Below are 18,064 nucleotides of genomic sequence, written 5' to 3' on the forward strand. Positions count from 1 at the left end.
GTCTCCGCTATTGATGAAAACGCGCGAAGCTTACGCCCCGATGTCTGGAGAGTAAACCCGCAAAAGGAAGTGTGTCGGGGAATGTGGCGGGTGTTCAGGAAGGGTTCAGGATTGCCCCCAAGATCGCCGAGATCGTTCCCACGCTCTGCGTGGGAATGCAGCCGGGGACGCTCTGCGTCCCATTGGAACGCGGAGCGTCCCTTGAGGCATTCCCACGCAGAGCGTGGGAACGATCAATCTGGTCGAGAGGATACTTAGCTGGCAGTCGCCAACAACAGATCCATCACCGAACGGCTGTGCCCGCGGTTCTTGCCATGCTCATACAGCGAGCCGGCAATTTCGTCCGCGCGGATCGGCAGGATCGACAGCAGTGTATCGCTCAGACCGTGGCTGGCCTGGCAGAAGCCCTGCATGTACAGACCGGCCTTGCAGCGCTCGTCGGTGATCAGTTTGTAATTGCGATCGACCTCGAAATCGCCCAGGTACTCCTCCAGCGGCGCCAGCAGTTTGCGGTGCATCTGACGCTCGTAACCGGTGGCCAGCACGACCGCGTCATAGGCTCGTACGGTGACTTCACCGGTGGCATTGTTGCGCACGGTCAGTTCAATGCCATGTTCGGTGGCAGTGGCTTTCTCGACCGTGGTCAGGGTGCGGAACGCATGGCGCGCAATCCCGGAAACTTTCTGCCGATAGAAGATGCCGTAGATGCGCTCGATCAGGTCGATGTCGACCACCGAGTAGTTGGTGTTGTGATACTCGTTGACCAGACGCTCACGCTCGCTGCTGTTCTGCTGGAAGATCAGGTCGGTGAATTCCGGCGAGAACACTTCGTTGACGAACGGGCTATCGTCCGCCGGCTTCAGCGCCGAGCCGCGCAGGATCATGTCGACCTGCACCGACGGGAACGAATCGTTCAGGTCGATGAAGGCTTCCGCCGCGCTCTGCCCGCCACCGATGATTGCGATGCTCATCGGCTGGTTGTTCACGCACGGCTGTTTGGCCATTTCCGCCAGGTACTGCGAGTGATGGAACACTCGGCCATCCCCCTTCAGCGCCTTGAACGCCTCGGGAATGCGCGGCGTACCGCCGGCGCTGACCACCACCGAACGCGCGGTGCGTACGAACTGCTGGCCGTCGGTGCCTCGCGAGATCACCCGCAGCGCTTCAACCTGATGGTTGTGCAGCACCGGCTCGATGGTCAGCACTTCTTCGCCGTAGCGGCTCTGTTCGGTGAACTGTGCAGCCACCCAGCGCAGGTAGTCGTTGTACTCCATGCGGCACGGATAGAAGGTGCCGAGGTTGATGAAGTCCACCAGACGGCCGTGGTGCTTGAGGTAGTTGACGAACGAGTACGGGCTGGTCGGATTGCGCAGGGTGACCAGATCCTTGAGAAAGGAAATCTGCAGCTCGCTCTGGGTCGAGAGGGTGTTGCCGTGCCAGCTGTAGTTGGGTTGTTTGTCGAGAAACAGCACATCCAGCTCGCCCTGGGTCGGGCCGCGCTCTTGCAGAGCGATGGCCAGCGCCAGGTTCGAAGGGCCGAAACCGACGCCGATCAGGTCGTGAACGATGGGCGATGCAATTGCCTGTGTCATTTCCAGTGTCCTCTGGATGAACCCCCGAACAGCGCGGAGGAAGAGCTTGGGTGACCGGCCAGCCCGGAGCAGGACAGCAGGTCGTCTGTTGAGTAGGAACGAGGACAGTGAAATAAAATTTAACGACGACTTCTCAATGGGCATCCCATTGTTTGATTCGCAAGCGGCAATGTTTCATGGCGTTGACGATGTGCTTTTCCACCAGAGCCTTGGAAATCCCAAGGTGCTCGGCGATCTCGGGATGCGACAGACCTTCGATCTTGCGCAGCAGAAAACTCTCGCGGCACAGCGGCGCAAGCTCGGCCAGCGCACGCTGCAACATGTCCAGGCGCTGGCCATGATCGAGGGTGCTGTGGGGGGACGGGGTGAAATAACGCTCTTCGCTGTCGAGCACTTCCAGCGATTCGGCCTGACGCAGGGCATTGCGCCGATGGTCATCGATCACCAGGTTCAGCGCGGTGCGGTAAAGAAAGGCCCGGGGTTGCTCGATCGGGGTATCGCTGGATCGCTCCAGGACCCGCACATAAGCGTCATGCACCACATCTTCGGCCACCTGTCGGTTGCCGAGCCTGGCGTTCAGGAAACACACCAGCTCACGATAGTAGTTTTCCAACATGACTCCCGGCCGCTTGAGTGCGGGTTCTGTCCTTGAGCACACTGGCCTGCTCGGCCGCACGAGGCAGTAGCAGGATAGTGGCAACTTGAGGTGCGTAATTTATAGTAATTCTCATATAGATTTAAAGTAGTGTTTGTCATTGCCCGACAAATTGTGTCCGGCTATACCTTCAGATTGGTGTAACAACCTTTTTCACCGCTTAAATTCCGGTCGGCTTTCATCGTTTACAGGACAGCTCCCCGTGTCTGTCGCGCCCTGCGGCAGCGTTCAACGGTGCCCGATCCTGCGCACACCTCTGAACGACGGGCCGATTTCCACTGGCCGGAACCCTGCATGAAACGTCCCCGCCCCGCCCGACGCGCCCTGCTCGTAGTCCTTTGTCTGATCCCCGTTGCCGCCTACGCCGCCTGGCAGATCCTGCCGCCCGGGCGCGACAGGTTCGCCACCGTGCAAGTGACCCGCGGCGATATTGAAAGCAGCGTCACCGCCCTGGGCACCCTGCAACCCCGGCGTTATGTGGACGTCGGCGCCCAGGCCTCAGGGCAGATCCGCAAGATCCACGTAGAGGTCGGCGACGTGGTCAAGGAAGGTCAATTGCTGGTGGAGATCGATCCGTCGACCCAGAAAGCCAAACTCGACGCCGGACGGTTTTCCATTGAAAACCTCAAGGCCCAGTTACAGGAACAGAAAGCCCAGCACGAACTCGCGCAACAGAAATACCAACGCCAACAGAACCTGGCCGCTGGCGGCGCCACCCGCGAAGAAGACGTGCAGACCGCCCGCGCCGAACTGAAAGCCACCCAGGCGCGCATCGACATGTTCCAGGCCCAGATTCGTCAGGCCGAAGCCAGCCTGCGCAGCGATCAGGCCGAACTCGGCTACACCCGCATTTATGCGCCGATGGCCGGCACCGTAGTGGCCCTCGATGCCCGCGAAGGCCAGACCCTCAACGCACAACAACAGACACCGCTGATCCTGCGCATCGCCAAATTGTCGCCGATGACCGTGTGGGCCGAAGTTTCCGAAGCCGACATCGGCCACGTCAAACCCGGTATGACCGCCTATTTCACCACCCTCAGCGGCGGCCAGCGACGCTGGAGCAGCACCGTGCGGCAGATCCTGCCGGTGCCGCCCAAGCCGCTGGACCAGACCAGCCAGGGCGGCGGCAGTCCTGCCAGTTCCAGCAAAAGCGGCAGCGCCCGCGTGGTGCTCTACACCGTATTGCTGGATGTCGACAACGCCGACAACGCACTGATGGCGGAAATGACCACCCAGGTATTCTTCGTCGCCAGCCAGGCAAAAGACGTCCTCACCGCACCGGTTGCCGCCCTGCAAGGTACTGCCACGGCAAACCGGCAGACCGCGCAGGTGATCGCCGCCAATGGCGACGTGCAGTCCCGCGAAGTGCATACCGGCATCAGCGATCGCTTGAAAGTCCAGGTGCTTGAGGGCTTGAACGAAGGCGATCACCTGTTGATCGGCCCGGCCGACGGCAGCGGAGGCTGAATGCAGACGCCCCTGATCGACCTGCAGGCCATCCGCAAATCCTACGGCGGTGGCGACGCCCCTGAAGTGCATGTGCTGCGCGGGATCGACCTGTCGATCCACGCCGGAGAATTCGTGGCGATTGTCGGCGCGTCCGGCTCCGGCAAATCGACCCTGATGAATATCCTCGGCTGCCTCGACCGGCCCACCTCCGGCGAATACCGTTTCGCCGGGGAAAACGTCGCCGGCCTCGACACCGACGAGCTGGCCTGGCTACGGCGCGAAGCCTTCGGTTTCGTGTTTCAGGGGTATCACCTGATTCCGTCCGGCTCGGCCCAGGAAAACGTCGAGATGCCGGCAATCTATGCCGGCACCCCGGCCGCCGAACGCCACGCCCGCGCCGCCGCCCTGCTCGACCGCCTCGGCCTGGCATCGCGCACCGGCAACCGTCCACATCAGTTGTCCGGCGGTCAGCAGCAACGGGTGTCGATTGCCCGGGCGCTGATGAACGGTGGCCACATCATCCTGGCCGACGAACCCACCGGCGCCCTCGACAGCCACAGCGGCAAAGAAGTCATGGCGTTGCTCGACGAGCTGGCGAGTCAGGGCCACGTGGTCATCCTGATCACCCACGACCGCGAAGTCGCAGCGCGGGCCAAGCGGATCATCGAAATCCGCGACGGCCTGATCATCAGCGACAGCGCCCGGGACAACCCCGAGGCCCAGACGTCGGCCAACCCCGGCGCCCTGCAGGCCGTCGACCTGCGCAAGCGCCTGAGCGAAGGCGCACAAGCCTCCGGTGCCTGGAAAGGCGAGCTGGTGGACGCCCTGCACGCCGCCTGGCGGGTGATGTGGATCAACCGCTTCCGCACCGCGCTGACCCTGCTCGGGATCATCATCGGCGTAGCTTCGGTGGTGGTCATGCTCGGCGTCGGCGAAGGCAGCAAGCGCCAGGTCATGGCGCAGATGGGCGCGTTCGGCTCGAACATCATTTACCTCAGCGGATCAGCCCCCAATCCGCGCACGCCACCGGGCATCGTCACCCTTGATGACGTGGCAGCGCTGGCCAGCCTGCCGCAAGTCAAGCGGATCATGCCGGTGAACGGCGCCGAGGCCGGCGTGCGTTTCGGCAACGTCGATCACCTGAGCTACGTCGGCGGCAACGACACCAACTTCCCGGCGATCTTCAACTGGCCGGTGGTCGAAGGCAGCTACTTCACCGACGCTGACGAACGCAACGCCAGCGCCGTGGCGGTGATCGGCAAGAAGGTGCGCGACAAACTGCTCAAGGACGTGCCCAACCCTGTCGGCCAGTACATCCTGATCGAAAACGTGCCGTTCCAGGTGGTCGGGGTGCTTCAGGAAAAAGGCGCGAGCTCCGGCGATCAGGACAGCGATGACCGCATCGCCATCCCCTACTCCGCCGCCAGTGTCCGGCTGTTCGGCACACGCAATCCGGAATACGTGGCCATTGCCGCAGCCGATGCGCGCAAGGTCAAGGAGGCGGAACACGCCATCGAGCAATTGATGCTGCGCCTGCACAACGGCAAGAAGGATTTCGAGCTGACCAACAACGCCGCGATGATCCAGGCCGAGGCGCGCACGCAGAACACCCTGTCGCTGATGCTCGGCTCGATTGCCGCGATTTCGCTGCTGGTGGGCGGGATCGGGGTGATGAATATCATGCTCATGACTGTGCGCGAGCGTACCCGCGAGATCGGTATTCGCATGGCCACCGGCGCCCGGCAACGGGACATCCTGCGCCAGTTCCTCACCGAAGCGGTGATGCTCTCGGTGGTCGGCGGGATCGCCGGAATCGCCCTGGCGCTGATCGTCGGCGGCGTGCTGATGCTCAGCGAAGTCGCCGTGGCGTTTTCCTTGATGGCGGTGTTCGGCGCCTTCGGCTGCGCCCTCGTGACCGGTGTTGTCTTCGGCTTCATGCCGGCCCGCAAAGCCGCCCGACTCGACCCGGTGACGGCCCTTACCAGTGAATGATCGATCTATGAAACCGCGCCTCAGCCTGTTGACCGTGTGCCTGTTGCTCAGCGCCTGCGGCAGTCCCGTCCAGCGACCCGATAGCGGCCTGCAACCGCCCGCCACCTGGCAGTCGCCCCACGACACCAGCGTCGCCCGCACCGATCCGCAATGGTGGAAACAGTTCGGCAGCCCCGAGCTCGACCGCCTGATCGAACAGGCACGCCTCGGCAGCTTCGACCTCGCCGCCGCCGTCGCCCGAGTGCGCCAGGCCCGGGCCGGCACGGTGATTGCCGGCGGCTCGCAGTTGCCGGAGGTGAAAGCCGGGGCCAATGCCAATCGCCAGAAACTGCTGCGCGGCAATGGCTACTCCCAGCTCGACGCGGACAGCAGCAACAAGGCTGTGGATTATTTCGATGCCAACCTGAGCGCGTCCTACGAAATCGATTTCTGGGGCGGCAAACGCGCCTCCCGCGACAGCGCGCAGCTTGCCCTGCAAGCCAGCGAGTTCGACCGGGCGACCGTGGAGCTGACCTTGCTCAGCGGGGTGGCCAACACCTACGCACAAGCCTTGTCGCTGCGTGAGCAAAGTCGCATCGCCGAATTGAACCTGGCCAACGCGCAAAACGTGCTGAAACTGGTGCAGACCCGCTACGACTCAGGCTCGGCCACAGCCTTGGAGCTGGCCCAGCAAAAAAGTCTGGTGGCAGCGCAACAACGGCAACTGCCGCTGGTGCAACAACAGGCCCGGGATGCCCTGATCAGCCTCGCCGCCCTGCTCGGCCGGCCGGTGCAGGAGCTGCAAACCGGCGTGGAACCGTTCGATCGACTGCACTGGCCGACCATCGATGCCGGCGTGCCCAGCGATCTGCTCAGCCGTCGCCCGGACATTGCCCGCGCCGAGGCGCAACTGGCGGCGGCCGAGGCCGACGTCAAAGTCGCCCGCGCCGCCATGCTGCCGACCGTGACCCTTACCGCCCAACTGGGCTCCGGGGCCAACCAGTTCGATGACATTATTCGCAGCCCGTTCTACAACCTCACCGCCGGACTGGTCGCACCGATCTTCAACAATGGTCGCCTGAGCGCCGAACGCGACAAGGCCAAGGCTCGCCAGGAAGAGCTGCTGGAAACCTATCGCGGGGCGATCATCAACGGTTTCGCCGACGTCGAAAAAGCCTTGAACGGGATTCGCGGGCTCGACGAACAGCGGCAATGGCAAAGTGAAGAATTGAATCAGGCGCAGACCGCGTTCGATATCGCCCAGCGCCGCTATCAGGCCGGCGCCGAGGATTTGCTGACGGTGCTGGAAACCCAGCGCACGCTGTACGCGGCGCAGGATCTGAATGTACAGCTGCGCCTGTCGCGATTGCAGGCGAGTATCGGGTTGTACAAGGCACTGGGCGGTGGGTGGCAGGCGCTGTAATCGCAGCGAACTCAAGACCGCTTTTGCGAGCAGGCTCACTCTCACAGTGACCGCATTCCATCTCAATGGACGCGATCATTGTGGGAGCGAGCCTGGCAAGTTCAGCGAATCAACGATAACGCGGCCCTCAGACCGCGAGGTTTTTGGCCTTCAGGTTACGCGCGTACCACGGCCGCTTAGGCACACGCCGGAACAGCCCTTCGAGTTTCTTCTCGTCCTCGCCAAAGGTAATGCGCAGCGCGAGTTTCATGGTTTCCGGGTCCATCTCCACCGACTTGCCCACCTGCAAGCCCGGCACCGTACTGCAACCATGAGTCGTGGGACCCAGCCACGGATCCGCTACTTCGACCCAGCGACCCGGAGCAAACCATTGCACGCCATTGACTTCCAGGCGGGTGACCTGCCCCGGGTGAAAACGCTCGTGAGCACGGAACCAGTCCTCCACACGGTCATCGATCCAGCCATGGAACGCCCAGAACACCGGGTTCACATGGGAGGAAAACGGATCGCCGAGAAAGTCGTTCTCAGGGGCGAACCAGCGTGCGGCGAAATCGTCCAGATCACGGGCCAGGGGCACCGGCTGACCATTGGACGGATCGCGCGGCACCGACGCCCAGCGCATGTGCAGCCAGTCGTGCAGACCCAGCTCCACTTCTGAGCCGAACTGACCGAGGGTCAGCTTCGACAGATATTGCGGATCGCGGTATTGCGACTCCCAGACCTCGAAGTTGCTCTGGTAGGTCTCGGCGGTCTTGATATCGCTGACCCATTGCGCGTACTCGTCATCACCTTCGGCCAGCCAGGTCGGCGGCAGCGAGGTGCCGTCGTGGTTATCGAAGTAACGGGCGAACCCGACACGGTCGCGAATCAGTTCCGGCTGCGGCAACGGGAAGAACTGCCAGGACGGCAGATCCTGCATCGAACGCGCCGTGCCGAGCATGTGTCGGTGCATGAAGAAGAAGTCGATGCCCGACCCGTTGCGATCCTTGCGCGGACCACGGGCATCACGTTCCAGGTTGCGTGGGCCGGGCTGCCAGCCGAGGCCGCGCAAGGCATTGCGCTTGTCTTCCGACAAGGTGTGCCACTTGTCCCGCGTCGCATGCCAGACCTGGTGAAACAGCCGGTGCTCGGGCGACACCAGCCACGCCAGCAACGTCGGGTTCAACGGCGTACGCTGCCGCGCTTCCGGGAACAGGCACTTGACCGCAACGAAACGGTGATCCTGGGCCGGCAGGGCCAGCGAGCGGTCGAGACGTTGCACCGTGCCGCTGAGGGTGCCGCTGCCGGCATTGCCGAAATCGGCCCAGACCTCATCCAGAATCATGTTCAGTTCGTAGTCCACACTGCCGCCGGCACCCAACAGTCGCCAACTCAGTTTTGATGCCTCGGCCCCGGCCAGATCGCCGAGAATCCGGTAACGAGGGGTGTCGGCAGAGCGCAGACGCTCCGGCGTGTCGAGAAAGCCACACACGCCCCGGCCTTTCTGGCCGATGTCGATGAACACTTCCAGGCCCTGGGTCGGCAAGCCGTCCAGGCCTGCGTCACGCCCCATGAAACGGATCTTCCAGACCCCGCGCAGCGCATTCGCCAGGCGCTGCCCGGCCACGTCAGCCACATCGAATGACGCCTCACCCGGGGTGATCGTCGGGTCGGGCTTCGTCCATTCGCGATGCCCGAAATAAGCTGCAGGTACGGCAGCGCCGGTCAGTGCCAGGCCTGCCATGAACCATCGTCGAGAAATCCTCATTGCCCTACCTGTGTTCAGCCCTGAAGCAGGCTTTATCCAAGCTAGAACGTTTGCTGACCGAACAAATTTAAGCGCCGTCAGAACGGACTAATTTTCTCCCGCGCCCGCTCGTTCTTCCCAGATAGCAAAGGCCTCTGCGCCTGTTCTTCGACAGCGAACCTGACTGAGATGGCAATGACAAAACCACGTTCGAAAAAGGCTCTATTCATCGGCCTGCCACTGGCCCTGGCGCTCAGCGTCGGCGCCGGTTTCGCGGTCTGGGACATCGGGTTCAAGGACAACCCCGGCTACCCGGTCAAAGTCATGCAGCAGGCCGAAGAACTGCACGAGCACATGCTTTCGTTCGACAGCCACATCACCATCACCCAGAACTTCGGCACCACCGGGAACGAAGTCGACAAGGATGGCAGCGACCAGTTCGACCTGGTCAAGGCCAATCGCGGGCGGCTGTCCGGTGCGGCCCTGACGATCTTCGGCTGGCCGGAAATCTGGAACGGCCCGAACGCTCCGCACAAGCCCACCGCAGGCTTCGTCGAAGAGGCGCGCAACCAGCAGGAAATCCGCTACAAGATCATTTCCGGGATGGTCCGCGACTTCCCCAACCAGGTCGGCATCGCCTACACCGCCAACGACTTCCGGCGCCTGCACGGCGAAGGCAAGTTCGCAATTTTCATCAGCATGCTCAACGCCTACCCGCTGGGCCACGACCTGAGCCAGCTGGACCTGTGGACGGCGCGCGGGATGCGCATGTTCGGCTTCAGCTACATCGGCAACAACGACTGGGCTGACTCGTCGCGCCCGCTGCCGTTCTTCAATGATTCGCCGGACGCCCTCGACGGCCTCTCGGACCTGGGCAAGCAAGCGGTCAAGCGCCTGAACGACCTGGGCGTTATCATCGACGTGTCGCAGATGTCGACCAAGGCCCTGGAGCAGGTCGCGCAGTTGAGCCGTACGCCGCTGGTGGCGTCGCACTCGGCACCGCGGGCCATGGTCGATATACCGCGCAACCTCAGCGACAAGGAAATGCAGCTGATCAAGAACAGCGGCGGCGTGGTGCAGATTGTCGGCTTCTCGCAATACCTGAGACCGCTCACCCAAGGCACTCAGGACAAGCTGAATGAACTGCGCCAGCGCTTCGACCTGCCGCCGCTGCCGAACCTGGCCGTGGCCCTGATGCCGGGCGATCCGATCATCTCCGCCTGGTCCGAACAGAAGTTCGGCGAGTATGCAGGCCAGCTCTACGCGATCCTCGAAGAAGAGCCGAAAGCCAGCCTCAAGGACCTGGGCGACGCCATCGATTACACGGTCAGGAAGATCGGCATCGACCACGTCGGCATCAGCTCGGACTTCAACGAAGGTGGCGGCGTCAAAGGCTGGGAAAATGTCGGCGAGATCCGCAACGTGACCGCAGAACTGCTGTCGCGCGGCTACTCGGAAGCGGACATCGCCAAGCTCTGGGGCGGCAACTTCCTGCGGGTCTGGGATCAGGTCGAGAAATCCGCCAGACCAGCGCTCGCGTCGAACCGGGAAGTCGCCAAGCCATGAGCAACCGTCGTGACTTTCTGAAGCAGGCCGGACTTCTCGCCGCGGCCTTGCCGCTGGGCGCGAGCCTGCCGAACATCGCCAGCGCTTCGACCGCCGCCGCGCTGCCAGGCAACAAGTGGGCGCAGTTGCAACAGTTGTTCGATCAGGATCCGGCCTGGCTGCACTTCTCCAACTTCCTCGTCACCACCCACCCGCGCCCGGTGCGTGAGGCGATCGAGATGCACCGCGCCGCCCTCGACAAGAATCCGGGGCTGGCGATGGACTGGGACCACGGTGTCACCGAAAAACGTGAAGAAGACGTGCGCGTCTGGGCTGGTAAATATGTGCAGGCCGATGCCCGGCAGATTGCACTCACCGGCAGCACCACCGAAGGCCTGGCGATGATTTACGGCGGCGTCCAGGTACGCGCCGATCAGGAAATCCTCACCACCGAACACGAACACTACGCGACCCACACCATTCTCGAATTGCGCACCCAGCGCGACGGCACCAAGGTGCGCAAGATCCGCCTGTTCAAGGATCCGTACCGGATCAGCAAGGAAGAGCTGCTGGCGAATATCGACCGCAGCATCCGCCCGGAAACCCGCGTGCTGGGCATGTGCTGGGTGCATTCGGGCAGCGGCGTGAAACTGCCGCTCGGCGACATCGGTGCGCTGGTCGACAAACACAACCGCGGGCGCAGCGAGGCCGACCGCATCGTGTATGTCGTCGACGGCGTGCACGGTTTCGGCGTGGAAGACGTGAGCTTCCCGGCCATGAACTGCGACTTCTTCATCGCCGGCACCCACAAGTGGATGTTCGGCCCGCGCGGCACCGGGATCGTGGTCAGCCGCACACCGCAAGTGAAATACGTCACGCCGATCATCCCGACCTTTTCCGAGGCCGAACACTTCTCCACCACCATGACGCCGGGCGGTTACCACTCGTTCGAGCATCGCTGGGCGTTGACCGAGGCCTTCAAGCTGCACCTGCAACTGGGCAAGGCCGACGTGCAGGCGCGCATTCATGAACTGAACAGCTACCTGAAAAAACGTCTGCTGCAACGCCCGCAGATCGAACTGGTCACGCCGTTGAGCCCGGAGTTTTCCGCAGGCTTCACCTTCTTCCGGGTCAGGGGCAAGAACAGCGACAAGATCGCCGCGCACCTGATGGCCAACAAGGTGGTGGCCGACGCCGTGGAGCGCGATGTTGGCCCGGTGATCCGCACCGCACCCGGCCTGCTCAACGGCGAAGCCCAGATCGACCGCCTGCTGGCGGTGCTCGACCGGGCGCTGTGAGCGCCAACGATTTCCTTCCTTTGACGAGACTCGAAATGAACAACGAACTGCCTCGTTCTGCCCTGAAAACCCTGCCGGCGCTGATGTTCGCCGCCCTCGCCGCCAGTCTGCTGCCAAACGCCGCGCAAGCCGCCACGCCGCCGGCACCGGGCAAGGTGTTCAAGGATTGCAAGGACTGCCCGGAAATGGTCGTGCTGCCCACCGGCACCTTCACCATGGGCACGCCTGAAGACGAAGTCGGCCGCGAGCCCGACGAAGGCCCGATGCATCCGGTGACGTTCGCCAAACCGCTGGCGATCAGCCGCTTCCAGGTACTCAAGGGCGAATGGTTCGCCTACCTCAAGGACACCGGCTACCAAATGCCCGACGGCGATGATCGCCCGGGGCGCGCGTGCAAGGCCGGGATCCCGGATTACGCCGGCAGCGACCCGCGCAAGCAGTACACCGACAGGTATCCGGCGGTGTGCATGGACTTCGCCGAGGCCAACGCCTACGTGGCCTGGCTGTCGAAAAAGACCGGCAAGCAGTACCGCCTGGTCAGTGAGTCCCTGCGCGAATACGCCGCCCGTGGCGGCACCACCGGGCCGTTCCCCTTCCCGTTCGATGAAGGCAAGGAATACAGCATCGCCAAACATGCCAACACCTACGGCGCTGCCGACGGCTACAACTTCACCGCGCCGGCCGGCAGCTTCCCGCCCAACGCCTTCGGTGTGTACGACATGCACGGCAACGTCTACGAATGGACCGCCGATTGCTACAACGAAAACTACGAAGGCGCGCCGAGCGACGGCAGTGCGTGGGAGACCGGCAAGTGCCAGTTCAAGCGCATTCGCGGCAACGACTGGGGCGAAGCGCCGGTGTTCTCGCGCTCCGGCAACCGCAATGCGCTGGTGCCGACCGAGCGCGGCGACTGGATCGGTTTCCGGGTCGCGCGGGATCTGTAACGCTCCCGCCGCCACGCTAAATTAACCCTCCCGCCAGTCGTTCTACAGATGGTGCGATCCATTGCGACGCGCCACTGCCCTCTACGTCACCCAGGCGATGTCCGCAGCCGATCCCGGACCTCGCCGCTCTTTCACGCAGGGAACCTCCATGAGCAAACCAACACGCGGGGTGATCAATGAATTGTTCGCCCTGCTCAAACCCTTTCGGCTGATCGTGGCCGGTTCGATCCTGCTCGGCATGGTCGGCGGCCTGAGCGTCACGGCGCTGCTGGCGACGATCAACAACGCGCTGCACTCCGAAGCCGGCCTGACCAGCAACGTGGTCGCGGCGTTCGCCGGCCTGTGTCTGCTGGCCCTGCTCAGTTCGATCTTCTCCGACATCGGCACCAACTTCGTCGGCCAGCACATCATCGCCAGGCTGCGCAAAGAACTGGGCGAAAAAGTGCTGTCGGCGCCCATCGAGCAGATCGAACGCTATCGCAGCCATCGGCTGATCCCGGTGCTGACCCACGACGTCGACACCATCAGCGATTTCGCCTTCGCTTTCGCGCCGCTGGCCATTTCCATGACCGTCACCCTCGGCTGCATGGGCTACCTGGCGATGCTGTCGTGGCCGATGTTCCTGATGATGGTGGTGGCGATTCTGATCGGTACCGTCATTCAGTACATCGCCCGTGGGCGCGGCATGCAGGGCTTCCTCAAGGCCCGGGATTACGAAGACGAGCTGCAAAAGCACTACAACGCCGTCGCCGAAGGTGCCAAGGAGCTGCGCATCCATCGCCCGCGCCGCCATCGCATGTTCACCTCGGGCATCGAAGGCACGGCCGATAAAATCTGTGACACCCAGGTACGTTCGGTGAACATCTTCGTGGTCGCCAAGACCCTCGGCTCGATGCTGTTCTTCGTGGTGATCGGCCTGGCACTGGCCCTGCAATCGCTGTGGCCGAGCGCCGACAAAGCGGTGATGAGCGGTTTCGTGCTGGTGCTGCTGTACATGAAAGGTCCGCTGGAACACATCATCGGCACGCTGCCGATCGTCAGCCGCGCACAGATTGCATTCCGCCGGATTGCCGAATTGTCCGAGCAGTTCTCCTCGCCCGAGCCGCACTTGTTGCTCAGCGACCAAGGCAATAAAAAAACGCCCGTGCACAGCCTGGAGCTGACCGACGTCTCGTACAGTTTCCCGACCGTGGAAGGCGCTGCGCCGTTCCGCCTGGGGCCGGTGAACCTGAAGATCGATCAGGGCGATATCATCTTCATCGTCGGTGAAAACGGTTGCGGCAAGACCACCCTGATCAAACTGCTGCTGGGCCTGTATGCGCCGCAGCAGGGTGAGATCCGCCTCAACGATCAGGTCGTGACCGCCCTCACCCGCGACGACTATCGCCAGTTGTTCACCACGATCTTCGCCGACTATTACCTGTTCGACGACGTGGTGCAGGGCGACACGCATATTCCGCAAGACGCCAACAAATACCTCGAGCGCCTGGAAATCGCGCACAAGGTCAGCGTGCGCGACGGCGCGTTCACCACCACCGATCTGTCGACCGGTCAACGCAAGCGTCTGGCGTTGATCAATGCGTGGCTGGAAGAGCGTCCGGTGCTGGTGTTCGACGAATGGGCCGCCGACCAGGACCCGACGTTCCGACGGATTTTCTACACCGAATTGCTGCCGGACCTGAAGCGTCTGGGCAAGACCATCATCGTCATTTCCCACGACGATCGTTACTTCGACGTCGCCGACCAACTGGTGCGCATGAGCGCCGGCAAAGTGGTCACCGAGCTGCAGCCCGCCTGATTGTGAAAAATTTGTAAAAAAAGTGCGTTGAGCCTTTCCGGTTTTCGGAAGGCTCAACGTCTTACTTACAGTTAATAGAAATAGTTCTCAGTCAACACTTTGAAGAGTAGAAGAACAATGCCCGCACCGCACGGACTCCACCCGCTCGCCAAGGCTCTGCTGATCCGCCGTTCCTTCCGCACCACCCTTCCAGCCGTTTGCGCCCTTGCCCTCACCCTGCCGATCACCGGCCAGGCGCAGGCAGCGGCCGTGGCGATCAATATTCCTGCTCAGTCGCTGGGGAGCGCTCTGCAGGAATTCGGCCGCCAGACCAATCTGCAAGTGCTGTACAGCCCGGACGAAGTGAGCGGCCTGCGGAGCACCGCCGTCAGCGGCAGCCTGGAACCGACCGCAGCGATCGGGCAATTGCTGCAGGGCACCGACATCACCTACAGCGTCCAGGGCAACAACGTTGCGTTGCGCGCCCGCGGCAACAGCGCAAGCCTGGATCTGGCGCCGACCAGCATTACAGCGGCCCAGGAATCGGCGTGGGGCCCGGTTGACGGGATCGTCGCCAAACGCAGCGCCACCGGTTCCAAAACCGATACCGCGCTCAAGGAAATCCCGCAGACCATCAACGTCGTCACCCAGGACGAAATCAAGATGCGCGGTTCGCAATCGGTCACCGAAGCCCTGCGCTACACCGCGGGCATGACCGGCGGCGGTTTCTCCGACCGGGTGAAAATCTTCGACGAACCGACGTCCCGTGGCTTCTCGCCTACCCCGCTCTACCTCGATGGTCTGCACCTGCCTTACGGCGGCGGCAGCACCGGCGGTTCGCTGCAGATCGATCCGTACAGCCTGGAGCGCATCGAAGTGCTCAAGGGCCCGGCATCGGTACTCTACGGCCAGAACCAGCCAGGCGGGATCGTCAACATGGTCGGCAAGCGTCCGACCGCCACACCGTTGCACGAAGTGATCCTGGGTGGCGGCAGCTATGACCGCAAATACGGCGCCTTCGACCTGGGCGGCCCGATCGACGACCAGGGTGAGTTTCTCTATCGCCTGACCGGTGTGGTCAACGACAGCAACTCGCAGATCGACCACGCCGACCAGAACCGCATGATGCTCGCGCCCAGCCTGACGTGGCTGCCGAACGACCGCACCAGCATCACCTTCTACGGCCAATACCAGAAAGACCGCGACACCCCGGAAGCCCAGGGCCTGCCGGCCGACGGCACCGTCCACCGCAGCAGTGCCGGGCGCATCAGCCGCAGCCTGTTCATCGGCGAGCCGGGCGTGAACAAGTACGACCGCGAACAGTTCGTGATCGGCTACGAGATCGCCCACGAACTCAACGACGTCTGGACCCTCAAGCAGAACGCCCGCTACGCCGACCTCAACGACCGTTACGTCGCGCCGCTGCACGGCTACTCGTTCGAAACAAACCCGGTCACCGGTGACGAAATCAGCTACCAGACCCGTTACGGCGTGGACTGGGCTCAGCACAACAAGGTTTTCGGCATCGATAACATTGCCCAGGCACAGTTCAAGACCGGCGAACTGGACCACACCCTGCTGCTGGGCGTGGACTACTACCACTTCAACTCCAAGTTCCTCGGTCGCTATGACCGCACCGGCCCGGCCATCGACCTGTACAACCCGGTCTACGGCAGCGAGTTCAATTTCCGCCAGCCTTACAAGTGGGACAACACCGTCAAGCAGACCGGCCTGTACACCCAGGACCAGATGCGCTGGAACCAGTGGTTCCTGACCATTGGCGGGCGTTATGACTTCGCCGAGACCATCAACAAGGAACCGTTGGGCGGCAACCGTTCGAACCTCAAGGACGAGAAGTTCACCGGTCGTGCAGGCTTTGGCTACGAGTTCGAGAACGGCATGACGCCGTACGTGAGCTATGCCGAATCATTCCTGCCGCAAACCGGTGCCGACATGAACGGTCGCGGGTTCGAACCGACCGAAGGCAAGCAGTACGAAGTCGGCATCAAGTACGAGCCGAAGTCGATCGACGGCTTCATCCAGCTGTCGGCCTATCAGATCGACCAGAACAACATGCTGACCAACGACCTGCAAAACCCGGGTTTCAGCATCCAGAGCGGTTCAGTGCGCTCGCGCGGCGTGGAACTGGAAGGCAAGGTCAACGTCACCCAGAACCTGCGCGTGCTGGCCTCGGTGTCGCGTAACCAGATCAAATGGCGCAGCGTCAACGATGGCCGCGAAGGTCGCACCCTGGCCATGAGCCCGCCGCTGACGGCGTCCGCATGGATCAACTATGACTTCGACATCTCGACGTCGCTGGCCGGTCTGGGCATGGGCCTGGGCACCCGTTACGTGCGCAGCAGCTATGGCTCGGACTACGAGGAAGATTCCTTCCAGATCCCGTCCTACACCGTGTATGACGCCATGGTCTCCTACGACCTGGAAAAATCGCCACTGCACGTCAAAGGCGTGAAGGTGAAGATGAACCTGGAAAACCTCACGGACGAGAAATACGTCGCCAGCTGCAACAGCACCCTGGACTGCTACTACGGCGAAGGCCGGACCATGACCGCCGACGTGACCTACAACTGGTAACACGCTCAGCGTCAAACAGAACGCCGGCATCTGCCGGCGTTTTGCTGTCTGCCCGAAAGCAATTCCCGGGCAAAAGAAAAGGGCCGTAAACAGCGGCCCTTTCAGTCCCTCGAAAACCAGTGTCACTGCGCCGTAAACACCTCCACCAAGCGCTCGGCGATGTGTCGCTGCGCTTCTTCGGCTTCGTCGATGATCGCGCCCATGCGCATGAAGTCATGGGTCATGCCTTCGTACACTTTCAACTCGACCTCGACACCCGCCGCCTGCAAATGCCGGGCGTATGCCACGCCTTCGTCGTGCAGTGGATCGCACTCCGCCAACACCAAAAGCACCGGCGCCACAGCGGCTGAGACGTCACCCAGCAACGGCGAAAAACGCGGATCGAGACGGTCGGCCGCCTCACGCTGATAGTGGTTGTAGAACCAGTTCAGCGATGCCTTCTCCAGCAGATAACCCTCGGCGTAACGCTCGATGGACGGGGTGCTGCGGCTGGCGTCGGTGACCGGGTAGATCAGCACCTGCAAACGCGGCTGCACCGGGGCACCCGCCAATTGCGCGGCCAGCACCGTGGCCAGGCTGCCGCCTACGCTGTCACCGGCAATCGCCAGACGTGCGTTGTCCAGCCCAAGGTCCTGAGCGCTGGCGACCAACCAGTGCCAGGCATCCTGTGCATCGTCAGCGGCGGTCGGGAAGCGACATTGCGGCGCCAGTCGATAGGCCACCGACACCACCACGCAATCGGCCATCGACGCCAGCGCCCGGCACAGCGAATCGTGGGAATCGAGGCTGCCAACCACATAACCGCCGCCATGGAAATACAACAGTGCCGGACGCCCGGCCCCGGCCTTCAAGGGCTGATTGCTGTAGACCCGCGCATCCAGCAGCGAGCCGTCGCGCACCGGCAGTTGCAGCTCATCGACCACCGCCAGGTCTTCACCGCCAGCGTCCATCAGCAACGAAGACTGATCGAACTGCTCGCGCGCCTGTTCCGGGCTCAACTCATGCATGCCCACGCGTTTGCCGCTGGCCCGGCCGTTGCCGACCAGTTGCAGAAATGCGGCGATATCAGGATTCAACGACATTCAAATT

Annotated in this window: 12 protein-coding genes; 8 read left to right on the plus strand and 4 right to left on the minus strand. The window is 62.6% G+C overall.

The annotated features are described in order from the left end of the window. Positions 1-254 precede the first annotated feature (254 nt). Both AWU82_RS28550 and AWU82_RS28555 read right to left on the minus strand, forming a co-directional pair. Positions 255-1,592 (minus strand): lysine N(6)-hydroxylase/L-ornithine N(5)-oxygenase family protein, encoded by a 1,338-nt coding sequence (locus AWU82_RS28550; RefSeq protein ID WP_064378812.1) that lies wholly within the window; start codon positions 1,590-1,592, stop codon positions 255-257. A gap of 133 nt (positions 1,593-1,725) precedes the next feature. After that, positions 1,726-2,208, minus strand: coding sequence for a sigma-70 family RNA polymerase sigma factor (locus AWU82_RS28555; RefSeq protein ID WP_064378811.1), 483 nt, complete (start codon positions 2,206-2,208; stop codon positions 1,726-1,728). Positions 2,209-2,541: 333 nt separating this feature from the next. On the opposite strand from AWU82_RS28555, the gene AWU82_RS28560 reads away from it, so the two are divergent. The 3 genes from AWU82_RS28560 to AWU82_RS28570 are packed head-to-tail and all read left to right on the plus strand — an operon-like array spanning position 2,542 to position 7,090. Beyond that, a complete protein-coding gene (locus tag AWU82_RS28560) occupies positions 2,542-3,714 on the plus strand; it encodes an efflux RND transporter periplasmic adaptor subunit (protein WP_064378810.1) in 1,173 nt (390 codons plus the stop codon). Then, positions 3,715-5,688, plus strand: coding sequence for a MacB family efflux pump subunit (locus tag AWU82_RS28565; protein WP_064378809.1), 1,974 nt, complete (start codon positions 3,715-3,717; stop codon positions 5,686-5,688). A 7-nt stretch (positions 5,689-5,695) separates the two neighbouring features. After that, positions 5,696-7,090 (plus strand): efflux transporter outer membrane subunit, encoded by a 1,395-nt coding sequence (locus AWU82_RS28570; RefSeq protein WP_064378808.1) that lies wholly within the window; start codon positions 5,696-5,698, stop codon positions 7,088-7,090. Positions 7,091-7,217: 127 nt separating this feature from the next. Here the strand turns inward: AWU82_RS28570 and pvdP are convergent, their stop codons facing one another. Beyond that, positions 7,218-8,837, minus strand: a complete 1,620-nt coding sequence (pvdP, locus tag AWU82_RS28575) for a pyoverdine maturation tyrosinase PvdP (RefSeq protein WP_064378807.1) — start codon at positions 8,835-8,837, stop codon at positions 7,218-7,220. A gap of 174 nt (positions 8,838-9,011) precedes the next feature. Between pvdP and pvdM the strand changes: the two genes are divergently transcribed. The 5 genes from pvdM (at position 9,012) to AWU82_RS28600 (ending at position 16,975) form a co-directional block, all read left to right on the plus strand. Next, a complete protein-coding gene (pvdM, locus tag AWU82_RS28580) occupies positions 9,012-10,382 on the plus strand; it encodes a pyoverdine-tailoring dipeptidase-like protein PvdM (RefSeq protein ID WP_064378806.1) in 1,371 nt (456 codons plus the stop codon). Beyond that, a complete protein-coding gene (gene pvdN / locus AWU82_RS28585; protein WP_064378805.1) occupies positions 10,379-11,659 on the plus strand; it encodes a pyoverdine-tailoring periplasmic protein PvdN in 1,281 nt (426 codons plus the stop codon). The genes pvdM and pvdN overlap by 4 nt, the downstream gene beginning before the upstream one ends. 35 nt (positions 11,660-11,694) lie before the next feature. Then, entirely contained in the window at positions 11,695-12,603 is a 909-nt protein-coding gene (gene pvdO, locus AWU82_RS28590) for a dihydropyoverdine dehydrogenase (protein WP_064378804.1), read from the plus strand. Positions 12,604-12,751: 148 nt separating this feature from the next. Then, positions 12,752-14,401 (plus strand): cyclic peptide export ABC transporter, encoded by a 1,650-nt coding sequence (locus AWU82_RS28595; RefSeq protein WP_064378803.1) that lies wholly within the window; start codon positions 12,752-12,754, stop codon positions 14,399-14,401. A gap of 117 nt (positions 14,402-14,518) precedes the next feature. Continuing rightward, positions 14,519-16,975 carry a TonB-dependent siderophore receptor gene (locus AWU82_RS28600; RefSeq protein ID WP_064378802.1) on the plus strand — a complete coding sequence of 819 codons (2,457 nt, stop codon included), beginning with the start codon at positions 14,519-14,521 and terminating at the stop codon, positions 16,973-16,975. Positions 16,976-17,097: 122 nt separating this feature from the next. On the opposite strand, the gene AWU82_RS28605 is transcribed toward AWU82_RS28600, so the two are convergent. After that, positions 17,098-18,057: an alpha/beta hydrolase gene (locus tag AWU82_RS28605; RefSeq protein WP_064378801.1), complete on the minus strand. Its 960-nt coding sequence runs from the start codon at positions 18,055-18,057 to the stop codon at positions 17,098-17,100. Positions 18,058-18,064: the final 7 nt, after the last annotated feature.

The organism is Pseudomonas glycinae (assembly GCF_001594225.2).
Classification (GTDB): domain Bacteria; phylum Pseudomonadota; class Gammaproteobacteria; order Pseudomonadales; family Pseudomonadaceae; genus Aquipseudomonas; species Aquipseudomonas glycinae.